Raw genomic sequence first — 20711 nt, 5'->3', positions numbered from 1 at the left:
GCATCGGTCTGTCGTGCGCGCAACCGCATACCCATCCCAGTGAGGACAACGTGACCGTTACTCTGGGCATGCCACAGGCTCCGGCTCGTCCGCTCGGCAAGCGCCGGGTGAGCCGGCAGATCAAGGTCGGCAGCGTCCTGGTCGGCGGGGACGCGCCGGTCTCGGTGCAGTCGATGTGTACCACCCTGACCGCCGACGTGAACGCGACGCTGCAACAGATCGCGGAGCTCACGGCGTCGGGCTGCCAGATCGTCCGGGTCGCCGTGCCTAGCCAGGACGACGCCGACGCGCTCGCCGCTATCGCCCGCAAGTCGCCGATCCCGGTGATCGCCGACATCCACTTCCAGCCGAAGTACGTCTTCGCCGCGATCGACGCGGGCTGCGCCGCGGTCCGGGTGAACCCGGGCAACATCAAGGCGTTCGACGACAAGATCGGCGAGATCGCCCGCCGGGCCTCGGCGGCCGGCATCCCGATCCGCATCGGCGTCAACGCTGGTTCGCTCGACAAGCGGCTGCTCGCCAAGTACGGCAAGGCCACGCCGGAGGCGCTGACCGAGTCGGCGCTGTGGGAGTGCTCGCTGTTCGAGGAGCACGACTTCCGGGACATCAAGATCTCCGTCAAGCACCACGACCCGGTCGTCATGATCCAGGCCTACCGGATGCTGGCGGAGCGCTGCGACTACCCGCTGCACCTGGGTGTCACCGAGGCCGGCCCGCAGTTCCAGGGCACGATCAAGTCGGCCGTCGCGTTCGGGGCGCTGCTCGCCGAGGGCATCGGCGACACCCTGCGGGTGTCGCTGTCGGCCCCGCCGGTCGAGGAGGTCAAGGTCGGCACGGCGATCCTCGAGTCGCTCGGCCTGCGTGACCGGCGGCTCGAGATCGTCTCCTGCCCGTCCTGCGGGCGCGCCCAGGTCGACGTCTACACGCTGGCCAACCAGGTCGCCGCCGGTCTGGAGGGCATGGAGGTGCCGCTGCGCGTGGCCGTCATGGGCTGCGTCGTCAACGGCCCCGGCGAGGCCCGCGAGGCCGACCTCGGCGTCGCCTCCGGCAACGGCAAGGGCCAGATCTTCGTCCGCGGCGAGGTCGTCAAGACCGTGCCCGAGGCGCAGATCGTCGAGACCCTGATCGAAGAGGCCATGCGCCTCGCCGAGGAGATGGAGACCGCGGGCGTCGCCTCCGGCGAGCCCTCCGTCTCCGTCGGCTAGCCGCGGATCATGATGCCGGATGGGTCTGCCACTACGGTCTAGCCCGGTCCGGCTGCTCGACGACCGCGACCTGCCCGCGGTCCGCCAGCTGCTGGCCCGGGACCCGGTCACCGACGTGTTCGTCGCGTCCCGGGTGGAGGCCTGTGGGCTTGACCCATGGCGGCTGGGCGCGGAGGTGTGGGGGCACATCGTCGACGGCAGGATCGCGGCGCTGTGTTATTCGGGTGCGAACCTGTGGCCGGTCGGCGCGGGTGCCGCGTCCGTTCGGCTGTTCGCCGAGCGGGCGCGCCGTGCCGGCCGGCGCTGCTCGTCGATCGTCGGCGAGGCGAGCTCGGTGGGCCAGCTGTGGCGGAGCCTGGAACCCTCCTGGGGCCCGGCGCGCGAGGTGCGAAGCGAACAGCCGTTACTGGTCATCGACTCCCCGCCGCTGATCGCTCCCGACCCGCTCGTCCGGCTGGTGCGCCCGGACGAGCTGGACATCCTGATGCCCGCGAGCATCGCGATGTTCACCGAGGAAATCGGCGTGTCGCCGATCCTCGCCGACGGCGGCGCGCTCTACCGCGCCCGCGTCGCGGAGTTCGTCGGGCAGCGCCGCTCGTTCGCGCACATCGAGGACGGGCGGGTGCTGTTCAAGGCCGAGATCGGCGCGATCGCCGGCGGGGTGAGCCAGGTGCAGGGCGTCTGGGTCGCGCCGGAGCTGCGCGGGCGCGGGCTCGGCGCCGCCGGCACGGCGAGCGTCGTGGCGCTCGCGCAGGCGATGTACGCGCCGGTCGTCAGCCTGTACGTCAACGACTTCAACCTGCCCGCCCGCCGCGCCTACGAGCGGGTGGGCTTCCGCCGCGTCGGCACCTTCGCCTCGATCCTGTTTTAGATCTTCGCCTCCGGCGGGCGTCTGCTGACCTGTATTCTCGATAAAGCCCATCGGGAAAACGGAAAATTTGTTACTGGTCTGTGTTGCGGATGCAACAAGCTGTTGGTCATGGTCCGTCCCATCTGGCATGCTGGCGTTCCCGACAAGTCCGATCGACTTACGGGTCCGTTGTGGTGTGCAAGTCCGGGGAGGAACAGGCATGAAGCCGAGGAGGCTGTGGCGCCATGGTGCGCCCCTGATCGCTGCTGGCGCGGCGCTCGCGCTGGCGGTGACCGCCTGCGGCGGTGACTCCGGGGGAAGCGACGACTCCGGGGCGAGCGCCGGCGCCGGTCCGAACGCGGGCCAGTCGATCGCGATCGTCGGGTACTCGGTGCCCAAGCCTGCCTACGAGGCGCTGCAGGACGCGTTCGTCAAGACCGACGCCGGCAAGGGCGTGAAGTTCTCGGAGACCTTCGGGGCGAGCGGTACCGTCAGCAAGTCGGTGGCCAGTGGGCAGAAGGCCGACTTTGTGACCTTTTCGCTTGATCCGGACATGACTCGCCTGGTGCCGAAGTTCGTAGCCGAGAACTGGAACGCGGACAGTACGAAGGGCCAGATCTCGAACTCGGTCGTGGTGATCGCGGTGCGCAAGGGGAACCCGCTGCACATCACCGGCTGGGATGACCTGATCAAGCCGGACGTGAAGATCGTCACGCCGGATCCGGCCTCGTCCGGCTCGGCGAAGTGGAACATCCTGGCGGCCTACACCCACACCCTCGCCGAGGGCGGCACGGACGCGCAGGCCCAGGAGTACCTCACCTCCTTCTTCAAGAACGTCGTGAGCAAGCCCGCGAGCGGCGCGGACGCGACCACCACGTTCACCCAGGGCACCGGTGACGTGCTGATCTCCTACGAGAACGAGGCGATCGGGGCCCGGCAGAAGGGCGTCGACATCGACTACGTCATCCCCAAGGAGACGTTCCTGATCGAGAACCCGGCCGCGGTGACCGTGTCCGCCTCGCCGGCGGCCAAGGCGTTCCTGGAGTACGCCAAGAGTGACGAGGGTCAGGCGATCTTCGCCAGCCATGGCTTCCGTCCGACCGACAAGAACGCGACCGTCGGCACCGTCGAGGGCGCGAACGACCCCTCCAAGCCGTTCCCGACGGTGGAGAAGCTGACCGCCATCACGGACCTGGGTGGCTGGAGCAAGGTCAACAAGGAGTTCTTCGACGCCGACAACGGCGTCGTCACGAAGATCGAGAACGCTACCGGATGAGCACGGTGGTGGAGCCGGCGACGGCGGCTTCACCGGCTCGCACCCGGGCCGCGCGGGACGCCTCCGGCGCCGCGCGGCTCGGGGTCGGGTCGGGGCTTGGGCTCGGCATGGCGGTCCTGTGGCTGAGCCTGCTGGTGCTGATCCCCTTGGCGGCGGTCGTCGCCCGGGGGTTCACTGGCGGGTGGAATGGCTTCTGGGACAACATCACCGACCCCAGTGCCGTGAGAGCGCTGCGCCTTACCGTGGTCAGCTCGCTGCTGGTGGCCGCGATCAACGCGGTGATGGGGACGTTGCTGGCGTGGGTGCTGGTGCGCGACCCGTTCCCCGGCAGGCGGCTCGTCGACCTGATCATCGACATCCCGTTCGCGCTGCCGACCATCGTCGCGGGGCTGGTGCTGCTCGCCGTGTACGGCACCGACAGCCCGGTCGGGATCCATCTGCTCGGCACTCAGCGGGCGATCGTGCTCGGGCTGCTCTTCGTGACGCTCCCGTTCGCGGTGCGGTCGGTCCAGCCGGTCCTCATGGCGCTGGACACCGAGGTCGAACAGGCCGCCGCCTGCCTCGGCGCGTCGCCGTTCACGATCTTCCGGCGAGTGGTGCTGCCGCTGCTGCTGCCGGCGATCGCGTCGGGGGCGACGCTGGCGTTCGCCCGGGCGATGGGCGAGTACGGCTCGGTGCTGCTGATCTCAGGCGGGCTCAGCCGTACCAAGGTGTCCTCGATGTACGCCTACCAGAAGATCGAGAACTTCGACTTCCCCGCGGCCGCGGCGACCGCGACCGTCCTGCTGGCGGTCAGCCTGCTCGTGATCGTCGGCCTGGACCTGCTGCAGCGCGCGGCGGCCCGCCGTGGGTAACCGCCGTTCCGCCACCAGGCTGGTCCAGCGCACCATCGCGTTGCTCTACGTCGCGGTCCTGGTGCTGGTCCCGCTGGTGGTCGTTACCTGGAAGACGGTGAGCCCCGGGCCGTCGGCCTTCTGGTCGGCCATCAGCTCCCAGCAGGCGGTGACCGCGTTCCGGCTGACCGCGGAGATCGCGCTGGCCTCGGTCGCGCTCAACGCCGTGTTCGGAGTGGGCCTCGGGCTGCTGATCACCCGCTACCGCTTCCCAGGGCGCCGGCTGCTCAGCGCGCTTGCCGACCTGCCGCTCTCGGTCTCGCCGATCGTGGTGGGCCTCGCGCTGGTGCTGGTCTACGGCCCGGTCGACGGCTGGTTCGGCGGCACCCTGCACAGCGCCGGGATCGAGATCATCTTTTCGCTGCCCGGCATGATCCTCGCGACGACCTTCGTCTCGTTCCCGCTGGTCCTGCGTGAGGTGGTCCCCGTCCTCGCGGAGGAGGGGATCGAACAGGAGCAGGCCGCCCGGGTGCTGGGCGCCAACGCCTGGCAGCGCTTCCTGCGGATCACGCTGCCGGTCATCCGGCCCGCGCTGCTGTACGGGATCGTGCTGAGCCTGGCCCGCTCGATCGGTGAGTACGGCGCCGTGCTCGTGGTGTCCGGCAACGTCAGCGGCGAGAACCAGACCCAGACCGTGCCGCTGCTGGTCGGCGAGCGGGTCCAGCAGCTCGAACCAGGGGCCTTCCAGCTGGCGTTCCTGCTCATCGTCGTCACCGTGCTCGTCATCGTGCTCGTGTTCCTCCGCCGGCGCGAGAGCGAGTCGAAGCACAGCGAGCCGCCGGCCGTGGTGCCGGACGACCTCGCCCTATCGGCCGACCCCGCGCCGGCCGCCCTCGCGCTGAACAACGTCGCGTCGAACGACGTCGCACAGGAAAAAGGTGGGCTCAGGTGAGCATCGAGGTCAGCTCGGTCGGCAAGCGGTTCGGCAGCTTCGTCGCGCTCGACGACGTCGACCTGACCGTGGCCGACGGTCGCCTGACCGCGCTGCTGGGGCCGAGCGGTGGCGGCAAGTCCACGCTGCTGCGCATCATCGGCGGCCTGGAGCAGCCGGACTCGGGCACGGTGCGGATCAACGGGAAGGACGCCACCCGGGTCCCGCCGCAGCGCCGCAACGTGGGCTTCGTGTTCCAGCACTACGCGGCCTTCAAGCACCTGACGGTCTACCGCAACGTCGCCTTCGGCCTGGAGATCCGCAAGCGTCCCAAGGCCGAAATACGCGCGCGGGTGCAGGAACTGCTGGCCCTGGTCCACCTCGAGCAGTTCGCGGACCGGCTGCCCGAGCAGCTCTCCGGCGGGCAGCGCCAGCGCATGGCACTGGCCCGCGCCCTCGCGGTCGAGCCGACCGTGCTCCTGCTCGACGAGCCGTTCGGCGCCCTGGACGCCCAGGTCCGCAAGGAGTTGCGCGACTGGCTGCGCCGCCTGCACGACGAGGTGCACGTCACCACGATCTTCGTCACCCACGACCAGGAGGAGGCACTCGAGGTCGCCGACGAGCTCGTCGTCATCAACCAGGGCCGCATCGAGCAGGTCGGCACCCCCGCCGACGTCTACGACAAGCCCGCGAACGACTTCGTGATGGGCTTCCTCGGCCCCGTCACCCGCCTCGCCGGCCGGCTGGTCCGCCCGCACGACCTGGAGATCCTGACCTCCGAGGCCCCCGACACCACACCCGCCGAGGTCACCGGCCTGCAGCGCATCGGTTTCGAGGTCCGGCTCACGTTGGACGCCGGGGCCGAGCAGCCCTGGGCGCAGCTCACCCGCGGGCAGGCCGAGGACCTCCGCCTCGCGATCGGCCAACACGTGTGGATCCGCGCCACCCGCTGAGGGAACCGACCGCCGGCGGCGGTGTGGCCGGTAGCTGGGTGCCGTGGCCGGCGGCTGTGCGGACGCCGCCGTCCATCCGTCAGGGCTCCTCCTGGCGCTGGATGCGGGCGGCCTTTGACGCGGGGCCGACGGGTGCCGGCGGATCAGGCACCGGGCCCGCGTCCGCGAGGCAGGTCCAGCACCGAACCTGCTGGGGACACCCGCCATGGGCGTGATCGCCGGCTACCCGGCAAGATGGTGGTATGCAGATCTCCGCGCGCGCCGACTACGCCCTGCGCGCACTGCTGACGCTGGCCGCCAGCGACGGCGGCCTCGTCAAGGGCGAGACGCTTGCCTCGGCGCAGGACCTGCCGCTGCGGTTCCTCGAGAACATCCTGACCGACCTGCGACGCAGCGGCCTGGTGACCAGCAGGCGCGGAGCCGACGGCGGTTACCAGCTCGCCAGGCCGGCTCACGAGATCGACGTGGCGACCGTGATCAGGGTCACCGACGGGCCGCTGGCCGGCGTGCGTGGGCGCCGGCCGGAGGAGGTCACGTACGACGGCGCGGCCAAGAACCTGCAGGACGTCTGGATCGCCGTCCGGGTGAGCCTGCGTCAGGTGCTTGAGGCCGTGACCCTCGCCGACATCGCGAGCGGTGACCTTCCGGAGATCGTCCGCGAGCGCGGCAGGGCGCCCGGCGCCTGGGCCAGGCGCTGACGGAACAGGGAGCCGCGGGTCAGGAGCCGTGGGTCAGAGGCGGCCGGGGAGCGCCTTGACCGCCGTCCCGGGGCTCACGTCGGCGGTGAGCCGGGCGCGCTGGGCACGTAGGGCCGCCTGCGCGAGTGCGTCGACGATGAGCTCGCGGGCCTTGCCGGTGACCAGGCCGACGGCGTCGTAGGAGCTCGCCGCGGTCCGGTCGTCCAGCTCGGCGAGCAGCGTGAGCGCGGCCCCCACACTGGCCGGGCTCACCGGCAGCGTGTACGCGGGCTGCGCCGCCGGCGGCTTCGCGCCCGCGTCCAGGAGCAGCGCGGTCAGCGCGTCGCGCAGCTGCCGGTGCGCCGTGAAGGCGGCGGTGGCGAGGCCGCGGGCGTCACGCGCGCTCGCGCCCAGCGGCGCGAGCGCCCCGCCGGCGGAGGCCGCTCCGTACACCGCCGCGTGCTCGACCGCCACCAGCGCCGACAGCGCGGTGACGGCGCGCGCATCCAGCGCCGCGATGGGCGAGCCCTTGGCGCTGGGCGCGGTCGCCGGCCGGCTGGTCGCCACCATCGTGCCTGTCTGTCTTCCTCGTCGGCTGGGGCCAGAGTCGGCCGGATCGGTGCGGGTCTGGGGTAGATCGATGAGTCTTGCTCACCCAGCGGAGCCGGCCAGGGAGAGCAGGTCGGCATGGCAGGACTCCGCCGCGCGCAGGCTCGCCAGCAGCGGGGCGAGCCCACCCGTCGCGGCGAGGCAGCCCGCGCGATGTTCGTCGGCCGCCGCGCGTTCGGAGGTGGCGAGCTCGGCCAGCGCGCTGGCCCTCGCCGCCGGCGAGTCGTCCGCGCCGGGCTGTGGGCCGGCGCTCCCGGGCAGCGAGGTGCCCGCGGCGGGGGCCGTCGCGGCGCCCGACGGGGTGGCCGGGGCCGAGGCGGACGGACTGCCGCCCGAGGTCACCGTGCCGTCCGGGGTCGCGGTCGCCAGGGCCGGCACCTGCGTCGCGAGGGCGGCCAGGTGCTGCGCGTGGTGCGCCCGCAGGCCACCCAGCAGCGCGGCGAGCGCGGGGTGGCGAGCGATCGCGGCGTCATAGTCGACCAGGAGGTCCCGCTCGGCGCGGGCGGCGGCCTGCGCGGCCGCGAGGTCGACCGGCGGTGGCGCGGGGGTGCCTGCCGGCCGTGACTCGCTGCAGCCGGCGGCCGTCACCAGCCCCGCCGCGGCCACCCCCGCCGCCGGCAGCGCGAGCACGGCCCGCCTGGACGGCGCGCCGCGCACGCCGACCCCACCCATGCCGCCCCCAGCCACGCCTCGCAGCCAATCACACGTCGGTGCCATGAGCATGGCCCCCGTGCACCGCCGGGGCGCTTGCCGGCCGGAGGGTGGATACGTCCCTGCGCCGCAAAGCGCCGACCACGGTCAGGCCGCGATTGGAGCCCCACCGCGACGGACGTAGGCTATGGATCTCGGAAGATGCCTGAAGCCTCGCCGATAGCCGTCTTGACCATCATCCCTGCTCGCATGACGCAGCGGGCATGGTGGGGTGGGCTGTTCGGGCGGGAACCGTGTGGCGTTGCCCGCGCGCGGGGCATGCCAGTGGTGGGTGCTGGTCGATATCTGGTCGGCAGGTGGAATTCGCGGAAAGGACTGGGTGACGTGGCACGGGACGCGGGCCGTACTGGCCGCCGGCCGCCGAGCGGCTCGGCGCGGCCTGGGAAGGCCGCGTACACCGACGCCGGGGCTGGGCAGCAGGGTTCCGGCCAGCCCGCGGCGGCCGCGGACCGGACCTCCCAGATCGCCGACCTCCCAGATCCGCTTCGCGGATCCGGCAGGAACCCTGCCGCCGATCCGGCAGGAACCCCGAGCACGGCGGCGCTGCGGGCCGCGGTCAGCGAACGGCTCACCCCCGCGCTTGCCGAGGCCGGTTTCGACCTGGAGGACCTGAACCTGTCGCGCGCGGGCTCGCGCAGTGTGCTGCGGGTCGCGGTCGATCGTGACGGCGGCGTCGACCTGGACGCGGTCGCGGATGCCAGCCGGCTGATCTCCGACCTGCTCGACCGCGTGGCCGACGAGGCGGGCCTCGTCGGCGCGTACGTGCTGGAGGTGACCTCGCCTGGCGTCGACCGGCCGCTCACCCAGCCGCGGCACTGGCTGCGGGCGCGTGGCCGCCTGGTCGAGGCCAGCCGCGCGGACGGCACCGTGGTGGTGGGCCGGGTGCTCGGCGCCGACGACGACGGTGTGGACCTCGCCGTGGCCGCCGGCGCCGCGCGGCGCGGGCGTCCCGTGCGGACTCAGCTCGAGCGGTTGCGCTTCGCCGACGTGGCCCGCGCGGTCGTGCAGATCGAGTTCGGCCACGCCGACGTCCCCCGTGCCGCCTCCGCCGACGCAGGTCGGTCCGGGACGGGAGAGGGGCGCCCGGAGGCCGGGGCGAGTGGGGACGTCGACGACCGTGACGACGAGCTCGGCGGTGACGACGAGGTGGGCGAGGACGAGGGGCCAGGCGAGGACGAGGACCTGGCCGGCGCCGACGACGTCTGGGATGACGAGGACGAGGATCTCGACGAGGACGACGGGAATGACGACGGCGGCTGGGACGACGGCCCGAGAGGGCTCGGACAGGACGCGCCCGCGGGCGGCCCAGCCACCGGCAACGACCTGGGAGGGGCTCGGCGGGGGCGAGCCGGCGGAGGTCATGAGGACAGCGGCCCAAGCCCAGGTGAGGAGACAGACCGGTGAAAATCAGCGTCGCCGAGCTGCGCGGGATCGAACGGGAGTACGACCTCTCCTTCGAGACCCTGGTCGAGGCGATCGAGACCGCGTTGCTCAAGGCCTACCAGCACACCCACGGCGCGCACGCCGCCGGTTCGGCCGATGAGGCCCCGGCCGCCGACGCCCGGGTGGTGGTCGACCGCCAGACCGGTGAGGTGACCGTGCTGGCGAAGGAGACCCGGGAGGATGGCACGGCCCGGGAGTGGGACGACACTCCCGCGGACTTCGGCAGGATCGCCCAGATGACCGCCAAGCAGGTCATCATGCAGCGCCTGCGGGAGGCCAAGCAGGAGGTCACCTACGGCCAGTACGCCGACCGCGAGCACGAGATCGTCTCCGGTGTGGTGCAGCACCACGAGCAGCGCGCCGGCTCGAGGGTGGTGCTCGTCGACCTCGGCACCGTCGAGGGTGTGCTGCCGCCGGCGGAGCAGGTCCCCGGCGAGCGCCTGGAGCACGGCGACCGCATCAAGTGCTACGTGGTGCACGTCGCACGGGGGCCGCACGGCGCGGCCGTCACGCTCTCGCGGACCCACCCCGAGCTGGTGAAGGGCCTGTTCCGGCTGGAGGTCCCGGAGGTCGCCGACGGCACCGTGGAGATCGCGGCGATCGCCCGCGAGGCCGGGCACCGCAGCAAGATCGCGGTTCGCTCGAAGGTCGCGGGGGTGAACCCCAAGGGAGCCTGCATCGGACCGATGGGCAGCCGGGTGCGCGCCGTGATGGCCGAGCTGCACGGCGAGAAGATCGACATCGTCGACTGGTCCGCCGACCCGGCCACGTTCGTCGGCAGCGCGCTCTCGCCCGCCCGGGTGTCGCGCGTCGAGGTGACCGACCTCGCCGGCCGCTCGGCGCGGGTGACCGTGCCGGACTACCAGCTCTCACTCGCCATCGGCCGTGAGGGCCAGAACGCCCGGCTTGCCGCGCGGCTGACCAGTTGGCGGATCGACATCCACTCCGACACGGAAGGTGACAATGGTGGCGCCGGGCGACGCCCCGCGGACCCGCCGCGCCGGGCCGGAGCCGGGCCGGCGGACCTGCGGCGATCCGACGCCGCGACCTCCGCTGGGGGGGCACCCGGACGGCGCTCGCCTGCCACGGGCGGGCAGCCCAGGGGCGCAACGGGATAGACTCTCCGTGGCGCGCCGTGCGGAGCCGCACATCGCTGGTGCCACGACTGCTGTCGTGCGTACCTGTGTTGGTTGCCGGACCCGGGCGGCGCGGTCCGACCTGCTGCGTATCGTCGTGGTGGATGGCGAACTTCTGCCGGACACGCGCCGTCGTATGCCTGGCCGGGGAGCGCACGTGCACCCCGACATGGCATGCCTTGATCTCGCGGAGCGCCGTCGTGCGTTCCCGCGAGCGTTGCGGGTACCCGGTCCGCTCGGTCTCGAGCGGGTCCGGGCTCACGTCCGGCAGGTCCATGGTTCCGCGCGGGACGATGGCGGGCCCGGACGTTGTTAGCCAGGGGGTGGTGCGCCTAGGCGCGCTGCCCTGAGCAGGAGGGTGGGGGAGTGCCCCACCCGATGGGGGCGTCGCCGGATAGACGCCGGATGACGCCGACAGGAAGCAGGTCGAGAGCGATGACCGCGCAATGAGCACGCAGCCATGATCGCGACCAGCAGGTAACGAGGTCACGCGGGCGCTGAACCGCGGGCCGAACGAAGGAGCACCGTGGTAGGTAAGGCCCGCGTACACGAGCTCGCGAAGGAGCTCGGCGTCGACAGCAAGACCGTGCTTGGCACGTTGAAGGAAATGGGCGAGTTCGTGAAGTCCGCCTCGTCCACCGTCGAAGCGCCCGTTGTGCGCAAGCTCAAGGAGCGGCTCGGCGGCGAGGGTGAGGCTCCGCCCGCCCGTTCGGCTGGTCGCGCCGTTCCCGGTCCGGCCGGCAACGGCGCCCGTCCAGGCGCCGGCCCCCGTCCTGTGCCCGGTCCGGCTCCGGCCCGTCCAGGCCCGGGGCCGCGTCCAGGCCCCGCGAACGGCCGTCCCGGCCCGGCGGCCCGTCCGGCGAGCCCCGTAGCCGGCGTGTCTGGCGCCGGTGCCCCGCTGCCGCCGCCCGGCCGCCCGTCCGTCGGCGGCCCGGCTGTCGTCGGCGGCCCGCCCGCCGGTGGTGCCGGCGCACCGGTCGTGCCCGCCCGTCCGGAGGCCGCGCCGCGTCCCGAGGTGGCGCGCCCAGCCGCCGCGGCGGCTTCGGCCGCGCCTCAGTCCCCGTCGCAGGCCGGGCCGCGTCCCGGCCCGCGCCCTGCCTCACCCGCTCCCTCCGGGGCGCGTCCGCCGCGCTCAGGTGGTCCCTCCGCGCCCGGCGGTCCCGCCGGCCCGGGGGCTCCCGGAACCGTGCAGGCGGCCGGCGGTCCCTCCGCCGCGCCCAGCCGGCCCGGTGGCGGTCCCCGGCCCGGCCCGCGTCCCGGCCCCCGGCCGGCTGGGCCTGGCAACAACCCGTACACAACGCCTGGTTCCGCCGCCGCCGCCGGCCCGCGTCCCGGGCCGCCGTCGGCGCCCGGCGACCGGCGAACTGGCGCGCCGCGCCCTGGCGGCGCTCCCGGCGCTCCGCGCTCGGGCGGCCCTGGTGGCCCGCGCCCGAGTCCCGGCGGCATGCCGCCGCGGCCGGGTGGCAGCGGCGGCCCGCGCCCGGCGGGTGGCGGCATGCCGCCGCGGCCGGGTGGCAGCGGTGGCCCGCGTCCCGGCCCCGGCATGTTCGCCCCGCGCCCGGCCGGCGGCGCTCCCGGTCGGCCCGGCGCGCCGGGCCCGCGTCCCGGCGGCGGTGGCGGCGCGGGTCGTCCCGGCGGCGGCGGCGGTTTCGCCGGCCGCGCCGGTGCTCCCGGTCGTCCCGGCGGCGCTCCCGGCGGTGGCGGCGCAGGTCGTCCCGGCGGTCCCGGTGGTGGTGGCGGCGCCGGTGGCGGCCGTCCCGCGGCCGGCGGTCGTGGTCGCGGCGGCACGACGGCGGGCGCGTTCGGTCCCGGCGGTCGTGGCCGTCCGGGTCGTCAGCGCAAGTCGAAGCGCGCGAAGCGTCAAGAGTGGGAGAGCGGGCTCGAGGCGCCGCGCATGGGGGCGATGGTCCCCCGTGGCAACGGGCAGGCCATCCGGCTTCCGCGCGGCGCGTCGCTTGCCGACTTCGCCGACAAGATCGACGCCAACCCGGGCGCAATGGTCCAGGTGGTGTTCACCCAGCTCGGCGAGATGGTGACCGCGACCCAGTCGTGCACCGACGAGACCCTGCAGCTGCTCGGCGTCCAGCTCGGCTATGACGTGCAGATCGTCAGCCCCGAGGACGAGGACAAGGAGCTGCTGGAGAGCTTCGACCTGTCGTTCGGTGGCGAGTACGGCGACGACGTCGTCCTGACCACCCGGCCGCCGGTGGTGACCGTCATGGGTCACGTCGACCACGGCAAGACGAAGCTGCTCGACGCGATCCGGTCCACCGACGTGGTGGCCGGCGAGGCGGGCGGCATCACCCAGCACATCGGCGCCTACCAGGTGCGGGCGGTGGTCGACGGCGATGAGCGGCCGATCACCTTCATCGACACCCCGGGCCACGAGACGTTCACCGCCATGCGTGCCCGTGGCGCGCAGGTGACCGACATCGTGGTGCTGGTGGTCGCGGCCGACGACGGCGTGAAGCCTCAGACCATCGAGGCGCTCAACCACGCCCAGGCGGCCGGCGTGCCGATCGTGGTCGCGGTCAACAAGATTGACAAGGAAGGCGCCGACCCGGCGAAGGTCCGCGGGCAGCTCACCGAGTACGGGCTGGTGGCCGAGGAGTACGGCGGCGACACCATGTTCGTCGACGTGTCGGCGCGCAACCGGACCAACATCGAGGGCGTCCTCGAGGCGATCGTCCTGACCGCCGACGCGTCGCTGGACCTGCAGGCGGCCTTCGACGTCGAGGCCCAGGGTGTCGCGATCGAAGGCCGGCTCGACCGCGGCCGCGGCCCGGTGGCGACCGTGCTGGTACAGCGCGGCACGCTGCACATCGGTGACTCGATCGTCGCCGGCGAGGCCTTCGGCCGCGTCCGGGCGATGCTCGACGAGAACGGCGCGAACGTGACCGAGGCGGGCCCGGCCCGTCCCGTCCAGGTGCTGGGCTTCACCAGCGTCCCGGACGCGGGCGACAACTTCCTGGTTGTCCCCGAGGACCGGGTTGCCCGGCAGATCGCCGAGCGGCGCCAGGCGCGCGAGCGCAACGCCGAGCTGGCGATGAGCCGTGGCCGCCCGACGCTGGAGACGATCCTCGAGCGGATGAAGGAGGGCGAGAAGACCCAGCTCAACCTCATCCTCAAGGGCGACGTGTCCGGTTCGGTCGAGGCCCTCGAGGACGCGCTGCTCAAGATCGACCTCGGCGACGAGGTCGGGCTGCGCATCATCGACCGGGGCGTCGGCGCGATCACCGAGACCAACGTCATGCTGGCCTCGGCGTCGGACGCGCTGATCATCGGCTTCAACGTCCGCCCGCAGGGCAAGGCGACCGAGCTGGCCGACCGCGAGGGTGTCGAGGTCCGGTACTACTCGGTCATCTACCAGGCGATCGAGGACATCGAGAACGCCCTCAAGGGCATGCTCAAGCCGGTTTACGAGGAGGCCCAGCTCGGCACCGCGGAGGTCCGCGAGGTCTTCCGGGTGCCGCGGATCGGCAACGTCGCCGGCTGCATCGTCCGGACCGGCCTCATCCGGCGCAACAGCAAGGCGCGCTTGATCCGGGACGGTGTCGTGGTCGCCGACAACCTCACCGTCGAGTCGCTCAAGCGGTTCAAGGACGACGTCACCGAGGTTCGCGACGGGTACGAGTGCGGTATCGGGCTCGGCTCGTTCAACGACATCAAGATCGAGGACGTCATCGAAACCTTCGAGCAGCGCGAGATCCCGCGCGCGTAGGTGACCGGCTCGGGCCGGCGCCCCCTGCTCGCTGCCTTGCGGCAGCTTCGCCGGGGGCGCCGGTCAGATGTTGCTCCGGGGGGCGACCCCCGGACCCCCGATGTCGCGCGCTGAGCGCGCGACCTGGGGGTCTGGGGGCCGCTGCCTCGGACGAGATCTAGTGACCAACAAGTCGCACGAGATCTAGTGACCAGCTAGCAGGACAAGACATATATGTGGATAGGTCTGCTCAGCGTGGACGGGATGTTTGGTGACGTCCACTCGCTGAAGGAGAAACGGTCGCTCGTGCGGCCGGTCGTGGCCGAGCTGCGCAAGCGGTTCCCGGTGAGCGTGGCCGAGGTGGACCACCACGACCTGCACCGGCGAGTGAAGATCGGCATCGCGGTCGTGGCCGCGGACAGAGGCTTCTGCGTCGACGTGCTCGACGGTTGCGAGCGTCTGGTTGCCGACCGCCCCGAGCTGGAGATTCTGGAGTCGCGCCGTCGTCTTCTCGCCGAGGACGACGTCGACGAGGCGCCCCGGGAGGCCCCGTACCGGGCCTGAAGGGGCATGGAGGAGTGAACGATGGCTGACCCCGCCCGCGCGCGTCGGCTGGCGGTGCGTGTCCGGGAGGTCGTCGCCGCGGCGCTGGAGCGTGGCGTCAAGGATCCTCGGCTGGGGATGGTGACCATCACGGACGCCCGGGTGACCCCGGACCTGATGGAGGCGACCGTCTTCTACACGGTCTACGGCGACGACGAGGCCCGTGCCGCGTCGGCGCGCGCCCTGGAGTCGGCGAAAGGCCTGCTGCGCTCCCAGGTGGGCAGGGCGACCGGCGTGAAGTCGACGCCGACGCTGACCTTCATACACGACCGGCTGCCCGACGACGCCCGTCACCTCAACGATCTGATCGAGGTCGCCAAGGCCAGGGACGCCCAGGTCGCGACCGCCCGCGAGGGCGCGAGCCCGGCCGGCGACGCCGACCCGTACCGGCACCCGCGTGTCGCCGAGGACGACGATCTCGAGGATCTCGACGGCTTCGCGGATGACTTCGACGACCTCGACGGTCCCGCCCAGGACGCCGACGGCCTCGACGACGAAGCAGGCCGTGAGCGGCCCGTGGGAGGCGTCGGGCGATGAGCCCCGACGCGGCCGCCCTGCTGCGGCAGGCCGTCGCCGGCGGCTGGGCCGTCGGGCTGTTCGCCCACGTCAACCCGGACTCCGACACCCTGGGCTCGGCGCTCGCGCTGGGGCTGGCGTTACGGGGCGCCGGGGTGGACGCCTTGGTCTCGTTCGACGCCGACCCGTTCCGGGTGCCCGACGGGCTGGCCTTCCTGCCGGGGCAGGAGCTGCTGGTCGCACCCGCGGACCTGCCTGGCGCGCTCGACCTGGTGGTCACGCTCGACGCCGCGGCGCCGCACATGCTGGGCGCGCTCGCGGCCCGGATGGCGGCCGCCCCACGCACCCTCGTCGTCGACCACCATCGCTCCAGCGCCGAGTTCGGGCAGGTCAGGCTCGTCGACCCGGATGCGCCGTCGACGTCGACGGTCGTGCTTGAGCTGCTCGACCAGCTCGGGCTGCCGCTGGACGCCGCCGTCGCGACCGCGCTCTACGCCGGGCTCGCGACCGACACCGGCTCGTTCCGGCAGGCGACGGCGAGCCCCACCGCGCACCGGGCCGCCGCTCGGCTGGTGGAGGCCGGCGCCGACCCGACCGTGATCGGCTGGTCGGTATGGGGTATCCACCGGTTCGGCTACCTCGGCCTGCTCTCCGAGGTGCTCGGCCGCGCCGGCCTCTCGGAGTCCTCTGACGCCGAGGGGCACAGGCTGGTATGGACCTACATCACCCACGCGGACCTGGCTCAGCGCGGGCTGCGGCTGGAGCACGTCGAAGGCGTGGTCGACGTGCTGTGGGGCGTGCTGGAGGCGGATCTCGCCGCGGTGGCCAAGGAGCTCCCCGACGGCGGGTGGACCGTCTCGCTGCGCTCGCGGGGGCCGATCGACGCCGGCGCCCTCGCCGCGGAGCTCGGCGGCGGCGGCCACCGGGAGAAGGCCGGTTTCCTCGTCGGCGGACGCGGGGAGGGCGAGCCGGGCGGAAACCGGCCGAGCGGCGGGCAGCCCGACCAGGAGCGGCGCGTCGGCGAGATCGTCACAGAGATCCTCAACCAGGTACGGCGTCTGGTCTCGGGCCACAGTGGCCTGGGCCCCATGGGCTGGAGCACAGTCCGCGTCACGCGGCTGCCCGACCTCTAGCTTCCCCACCGATCCGCCAGACAGTGGTCTGCGCCTGGCCGTATGTGCGGCTTGTTCCGACACGGCCGGCGGATCGGCGGGGACCCCGCGCCTGACCAGGTGCAAAGATTGACTATCGCCCGGCCGTGGATGTGAACGGAGCCCTGGTGACCCTGCCAACGACGTCCGCGGACGTGTCCGCGACTGCCGAATCGCCCCGCGCGGCGGCGACCGGCGTTGCTTCGGCCGCGGCTGCCCCGGCCGTGCTCGATGGGCTGGTCGTCCTGGACAAGCCGCAGGGCTGGACCTCGCATGACGTCGTCGCCAGGGCGCGCCGGGTCCTGCGCACCCGCAAGATCGGCCACGCCGGCACCCTCGACCCGATGGCGACCGGGGTCCTGCTGCTCGGCGTCGGGCGCGCGACGAAGCTGCTCGGGCACCTCGCGCTCACCAGCAAGGAGTACGAGGCGGTCATCCGCCTCGGCGCCACCACGATCACCGACGACGCCGAGGGCGAGGTGGTCGACGAGCGCCCGGTGGACGCCCCGCCCGAGAAGCTCGCCGCCGCCGTGGCGGCGCTGACAGGCGACATCGACCAGGTCCCGTCCAGCGTCAGTGCCGTGAAGGTCGACGGGAAACGGGCCTATGCCCGCGTCCGCGCCGGTGAGGATGTCGTGCTCGCCGCGCGCCGAGTCACCGTCAGTGCCTTCGAGCTGCGCGGGCGGCTCGACCGCGCCACGGGCGCGCCCGACCCGGCTGGCACCGACCTCGCCGTCCGGGTCGCGTGCTCCAGCGGCACCTACATCCGGGCGCTCGCCCGTGACCTGGGGGCGGCGCTCGGCTGCGGCGGCCACCTGACCGCGCTGCGGCGTACCTCGGTCGGTCCGTTCGCCGTCACGGAGGCGCTCGACATGGACGCCTTCGCCGAGCGCGCCGCCGCGGCCGTGAGGCCGCTCGCCGACGCCGTGGCGACCGCCTTCCCAAGCCGGCGGGTGGACGACGCCCAGGCAGCCGCGGTGGCCCACGGTCGTCGCCTCCCCGCCGCCGGCATCTCCGGCCCCTACGGCGTCTTCGCCGCCGACGGCGCTGCCCTCGCGCTCGCCGAGGACCATGCCGGCGAGTGCCGCTACCTGGTCGTCTTCGCCCCGGCCGGCTGACCTCCTCGGCCGCCGCCGGGTGGGTCGCCTGCCCGGAATCCGTCGGGGCCGGCGCACAGCCGGAGCCGGGTGCCAGGCCAGCCAGCTGGCTGAACGGGTGCCCCGGCCGATCATCTGGGTGAAGGTGAACCAGGCTCGTCTCGGATCGGCTCTACAACTCGCCCCGGAACGCGCGGTGCCGGAGCGAGGCGAAAAGGGCTTCGAGCTCGGCGAGGTGGGTGACGTGAACGGCTTGCAGCCGTGCGAGGCTCCGCAGCCTCAGCCCGTACGCGACCTGCAGATCGAGAGGCGGGCAAAGAACGGGAAGATTCCTTATCGGGCCCTGGAAGAGGTTCGCCTGGCTCGATGATCGCGCCTCTCGCAGCATGTGAGCCCTGAGCGCCGGAGTCCGGAGGTAGCTGGCCAGGTAGTCCGTTGTGACGACGGACGTCCTGGGCCTCACCAGCGCCACGCTACGAACGAGCGAAAAAGGCTCGTCGGTCTCCACCGGAGCCACCCGGCCAATGGTTCCCGAACAGGAGATCAGAACATCGCCCCGGCGGGGATCGCAGCGCCGGCTGATTCGCCCGTGCTCCTCGGGGCCGATGTGGTCGACGTTCTCGAAGTCGATGCACCCGTCCCGGACGTTGCGGGCGGACAGCAGCTTGATTCCTTCGGCCTGTCTTCTGGGGGTGCGATGCTCCCCGTCGGTCACCTGCTCGGCCACCCGCTCGACGGTCGCCGATCTCCACTGGCGGGAGTTCGAGGCCGGGTCGCCGAACATGTCGACGAAGATGGACCGCGCGAGGTCGTCGACGAGGGTGAGTGCCTCCCGTCGCCGCGTCATCAGCGTGTCCCCCTGATCGAGGATCCCCGCGAGGCGAGCCTGTTCCTCGACGGGGGGCAGCGGGATCTCCAGCTCTCCCAGGTCGTCCCGGTTCACCTGCTTGAATGTGGCCCCCCTTCCTTTGCCGGCCAGCGCCGCCGAGCTTTGGCCGAGCCAGTGCCACAGAAATCGGGGGTGCAGGCCGGGGAGCGGACGCAGGGCGGCGACTCCTCGTCCGAGGCAGTAGGCGCCGTCGGCCAGGACCTTGGGCCCGATCGACGCCCGGATCGCGAGGATCACGTCGCCGGGTCTTGAGATCCTTGAGGCCTCTCGCGTGAATTTCTTCGGCGCGGGACGCGCGGGCCCGAAGTCACTGGCGCCGGCGATCAGCGGCCATCCTTCGGATTCCGTGTTGTAGGACTCTCCCCGTGGCGCCTGGCCCATGATGATTTCGCAGACATTGTCGAGCCGGCGCGTCGGGCAGGTCATCCCAGCATGCCTTTAAGCCCGGATATGCCAGCCTGGATCTCGGATTCAAGCCGTTCCAGGTTCTCGAGGATCTCCAGGGGTGAGCGGTGCGCGGCCTCGGCCTGGACGACTTCCTGGTAGCGGTGGAGGCTCAGGTCGTAGTTGTTCGCGGCGATCTCCGCCCTGGGAACGCAGAAGCTCTGCTCGGTGCGGGCGCGGGCGCGCTCGGCGCCCAGACGGCCGCCCCAGCGGCGCAGCACGTCGGGAAGGTTGTTCTTCGAGTGCTCAGCCTCGTCGAGCGCGCTGGTCGGCAGCGCGCCGAGCTTCTCCGCGGGCAGCAGGGGACCGCGCCTGTCGTCGAGGCTCCAGCCGTCGGCGGTCACCTCGTAGAACCAGACGTCATCGGTGCCGCCGCGGTCGGTGCGGGTGAAGAACAGGATCGCGGTCGAGACCCCCGCGTACGGCTTGAAAACACCGCCGGGCAGCTTCACCACGGCGTTGAGCTCGTGGTCCTCGACGAGGATCTTCCGCAGGTCCCGGTGCGCCCTGGTCGAGCCGAAGAGCACGCCATCCGGAACGATGACGGCCGCCCGGCCGCCGGGCCTGAGCAGCCGCAGGAACAGCGCGAGGAACAACAGCTCGGTCTTGCGGGTCCTGACGACCGCGAGCAGGTCCCCGGCGGTGGTCTCGTAGTCGAGGCTGCCGGCGAACGGCGGGTTGGCGAGGATCAGCGAGTACCCGCCGGCGTCACCCGCGGCGCTCTGGGCGAGGGAGTCGCGGTAGCGGATGTCGGGCCGTTCGACACCGTGCAGCAGCATGTTCATGCTGCCGATGCGCAGCATCGTGTTGTCGAAGTCGAAGCCGTGGAACATCGCGTGGTCGAAATGCCGGCGCGCGGCGGCGGAGAGCAGCGCGTCGCCATGCGCGCGTTCCAGGTACGCGGCGCTGGCGACCAGGAAGCCGGCGGTGCCGCAGGCCGGGTCGCAGATCGTGTCGCCGGGCGTGGGAGCCGCCATCTCCACCATCAGCTGGATGATGTGCCGCGGCGTTCGGAACTGCCCGTTCTGCCCAGCGGTGGCAATCTTGCTGAGCATGTACTCGTACAGGTCGCCCTTGGTGTCCTGGTCGCCCAGAGGCAGTCGGTCGAGCAGGTGGACGGCCTTGGACAGCAGGCTGGCCGTCGGGATGGTGAACCGAGCGCCGCCCATGTGGTGCGAGTAGGTCGAGTTCTCGGTCCCGAGGCCGCGCAGCCAGGGGAACACCTCGTCCCGGACCAGGGCGAACGCCGCCTCCGGGTCGCTCAGGTCCCTGAAGCGCGACCAGCGCAGGTGCCGCGTCGCGTCCGTGTAGACCGGGTTCTTGATCGGCTGCCCGGTGAGCCGGGCCTTGCTCTCCTTGGCGGCCTGGATGTCGTCCAGCCGCCGGAGGAGTATCAGGTAGGTGATCTGTTCGATGGCCTCGAGCGGGTTGGAGATCCCCCCGGACCAGAACGTGTCCCAGACCCGGTCGATCCCGCTCCGTAGATCACCTGCCAGCACGAAGGGAGCGTACTGGCAGGTAGCGGCGCCACCGGCGCGTGTCACCGCGACCTCGACCGTGTTGCCCAGACGTGTTGCCCAGACGGACCGGGACCGGGCGGCGGACGCCCACCCCTGGCCATGGCCGGCTCGGGCCCGAGTTTCCGCGACAGATTATGATCATGGTGTTCGTCCCACCCGCGGAGGCT

Annotated in this window: 19 protein-coding genes; 15 read left to right on the top strand and 4 right to left on the bottom strand. The window is 72.4% G+C overall.

The features are described from left to right. Positions 1-50: 50 nt before the first annotated feature. From ispG to BCD48_RS23575, 7 genes are all read left to right on the top strand, one after another. Positions 51-1205, top strand: coding sequence for a flavodoxin-dependent (E)-4-hydroxy-3-methylbut-2-enyl-diphosphate synthase (gene ispG, locus BCD48_RS23605; RefSeq protein WP_071050553.1), 1155 nt, complete (start codon positions 51-53; stop codon positions 1203-1205). Between the two features lie 19 nt (positions 1206-1224). Then, positions 1225-2076, top strand: a complete 852-nt coding sequence (locus BCD48_RS23600; protein ID WP_071050552.1) for a GNAT family N-acetyltransferase — start codon at positions 1225-1227, stop codon at positions 2074-2076. Between the two features lie 199 nt (positions 2077-2275). Further along, positions 2276-3331 (top strand): sulfate ABC transporter substrate-binding protein, encoded by a 1056-nt coding sequence (locus BCD48_RS23595; protein WP_071050551.1) that lies wholly within the window; start codon positions 2276-2278, stop codon positions 3329-3331. Further along, entirely contained in the window at positions 3328-4185 is an 858-nt protein-coding gene (gene cysT, locus BCD48_RS23590) for a sulfate ABC transporter permease subunit CysT (protein ID WP_071050550.1), read from the top strand. The genes BCD48_RS23595 and cysT overlap by 4 nt, the downstream gene beginning before the upstream one ends. After that, positions 4178-5116 carry a sulfate ABC transporter permease subunit gene (locus tag BCD48_RS23585; RefSeq protein WP_083419087.1) on the top strand — a complete coding sequence of 313 codons (939 nt, stop codon included), beginning with the start codon at positions 4178-4180 and terminating at the stop codon, positions 5114-5116. The genes cysT and BCD48_RS23585 overlap by 8 nt, the downstream gene beginning before the upstream one ends. Then, the gene (locus tag BCD48_RS23580) at positions 5113-6048 is read left to right on the top strand and encodes a sulfate/molybdate ABC transporter ATP-binding protein (RefSeq protein ID WP_071050549.1); all 936 of its coding nucleotides are present in this window, start codon (positions 5113-5115) and stop codon (positions 6046-6048) included. The genes BCD48_RS23585 and BCD48_RS23580 overlap by 4 nt, the downstream gene beginning before the upstream one ends. A 242-nt stretch (positions 6049-6290) precedes the next feature. Then, positions 6291-6746, top strand: coding sequence for an RrF2 family transcriptional regulator (locus BCD48_RS23575; RefSeq protein WP_071050548.1), 456 nt, complete (start codon positions 6291-6293; stop codon positions 6744-6746). A gap of 33 nt (positions 6747-6779) precedes the next feature. Here BCD48_RS23575 and BCD48_RS23570 read toward each other — a convergent pair whose 3' ends face one another. Further along, positions 6780-7295 carry a DUF4439 domain-containing protein gene (locus BCD48_RS23570; RefSeq protein ID WP_083419086.1) on the bottom strand — a complete coding sequence of 172 codons (516 nt, stop codon included), beginning with the start codon at positions 7293-7295 and terminating at the stop codon, positions 6780-6782. A gap of 81 nt (positions 7296-7376) precedes the next feature. Next, entirely contained in the window at positions 7377-8021 is a 645-nt protein-coding gene (locus BCD48_RS23565) for a hypothetical protein (protein ID WP_241841942.1), read from the bottom strand. Positions 8022-8369: 348 nt separating this feature from the next. Between BCD48_RS23565 and rimP the strand changes: the two genes are divergently transcribed. The 8 genes from rimP to truB all read left to right on the top strand — a co-directional run bounded on the left by rimP (position 8370) and on the right by truB (position 17712). Next, entirely contained in the window at positions 8370-9449 is a 1080-nt protein-coding gene (gene rimP, locus BCD48_RS23560; protein WP_071050546.1) for a ribosome maturation factor RimP, read from the top strand. Further along, the gene (gene nusA, locus BCD48_RS23555; protein ID WP_071050545.1) at positions 9446-10606 is read left to right on the top strand and encodes a transcription termination factor NusA; all 1161 of its coding nucleotides are present in this window, start codon (positions 9446-9448) and stop codon (positions 10604-10606) included. Before rimP ends, nusA begins: the two co-directional genes overlap by 4 nt. A gap of 7 nt (positions 10607-10613) precedes the next feature. Then, positions 10614-10940, top strand: coding sequence for a YlxR family protein (locus BCD48_RS47150; RefSeq protein WP_083419085.1), 327 nt, complete (start codon positions 10614-10616; stop codon positions 10938-10940). Positions 10941-11150: 210 nt separating this feature from the next. Further along, positions 11151-14345, top strand: coding sequence for a translation initiation factor IF-2 (gene infB / locus BCD48_RS23550; protein ID WP_071050544.1), 3195 nt, complete (start codon positions 11151-11153; stop codon positions 14343-14345). A gap of 213 nt (positions 14346-14558) precedes the next feature. Continuing rightward, a complete protein-coding gene (locus tag BCD48_RS23545) occupies positions 14559-14888 on the top strand; it encodes a DUF503 domain-containing protein (RefSeq protein WP_071050543.1) in 330 nt (109 codons plus the stop codon). A gap of 21 nt (positions 14889-14909) precedes the next feature. After that, positions 14910-15464 (top strand): 30S ribosome-binding factor RbfA, encoded by a 555-nt coding sequence (gene rbfA / locus BCD48_RS23540; RefSeq protein WP_071050542.1) that lies wholly within the window; start codon positions 14910-14912, stop codon positions 15462-15464. Continuing rightward, the gene (locus BCD48_RS23535; protein WP_083419084.1) at positions 15461-16576 is read left to right on the top strand and encodes a DHH family phosphoesterase; all 1116 of its coding nucleotides are present in this window, start codon (positions 15461-15463) and stop codon (positions 16574-16576) included. Before rbfA ends, BCD48_RS23535 begins: the two co-directional genes overlap by 4 nt. A 146-nt stretch (positions 16577-16722) precedes the next feature. Further along, the gene (truB, locus tag BCD48_RS23530; protein WP_083419104.1) at positions 16723-17712 is read left to right on the top strand and encodes a tRNA pseudouridine(55) synthase TruB; all 990 of its coding nucleotides are present in this window, start codon (positions 16723-16725) and stop codon (positions 17710-17712) included. Positions 17713-17863: 151 nt separating this feature from the next. Here the strand turns inward: truB and BCD48_RS23525 are convergent, their stop codons facing one another. Together BCD48_RS23525 and BCD48_RS23520 are read right to left on the bottom strand one after the other, a co-directional pair. After that, positions 17864-19006: a restriction endonuclease subunit S gene (locus BCD48_RS23525; RefSeq protein WP_071050541.1), complete on the bottom strand. Its 1143-nt coding sequence runs from the start codon at positions 19004-19006 to the stop codon at positions 17864-17866. Continuing rightward, entirely contained in the window at positions 19003-20568 is a 1566-nt protein-coding gene (locus BCD48_RS23520) for a type I restriction-modification system subunit M (RefSeq protein ID WP_241841941.1), read from the bottom strand. The genes BCD48_RS23525 and BCD48_RS23520 overlap by 4 nt, the downstream gene beginning before the upstream one ends. Positions 20569-20711 lie beyond the last annotated feature (143 nt).

The organism is Pseudofrankia coriaricola (assembly GCF_001854805.1).
In the GTDB taxonomy this organism is placed as follows: Bacteria; Actinomycetota; Actinomycetes; order Frankiales; family Frankiaceae; genus Pseudofrankia.
The sequence above is the reverse complement of the archived record's forward strand: the minus strand, read 5'-3'. Positions and strand labels throughout refer to the sequence as shown.